This window comes from Brevibacillus sp. MCWH, from assembly GCF_013096935.1.
In the GTDB taxonomy this organism is placed as follows: Bacteria; Bacillota; Bacilli; order Brevibacillales; family Brevibacillaceae; genus Brevibacillus; species Brevibacillus aydinogluensis.
In genome coordinates this window covers 1-428 of record NZ_SDLF01000186.1, presented here as the reverse complement: position 1 = coordinate 428, position 428 = coordinate 1, and the positions used below count along the sequence as shown (strand labels likewise).

Annotated in this window: 1 protein-coding gene; it reads left to right on the top strand. The window is 47.4% G+C overall.

The features are described 5' to 3' along the window. Positions 1-57 precede the first annotated feature (57 nt). Positions 58-428: arginase family protein (locus tag ETC00_RS20005; protein WP_171567773.1), on the top strand; the 371-nt coding region annotated here is incomplete at its 3' end.

The window sequence follows — 428 nt, the reverse complement described above, 5'->3', positions numbered from 1 at the left end:
ACCATGTTCGAATGGTGCTAAAAGACGGGAAAGTTGTGAGCGAAAGGAGAAAAGGCGATGTTTCCGCATCTTAAAGAAGCAGGCAAAGCGAATTTTCAAGATCGTTATGTGACAAAAGCAAATGAATTGCTCATTTCGTGGGACGGAAAGCATGGTAGCAGCATCGGCTTGATTGGTGCACCGCTCTCGAAATCATCGATTAGCCATTCGGGAGCAGCGTTCGCCCCACAGGCCATTCGGCAAGCGCTATCGTTTTATAGCACATACTCTATCGAATCGGGAATGGATTTAGTGGATATTGCGGTTACTGATTATGGCGATATAGTAATGCACCCGACTGATATTGCTGCGTCACAAAGACGCATTGCGGAAACAATCGAGCGAGTTGTTGCGTTACAGCCCGAGTCGATGTGGATTGTCCTTGGAGG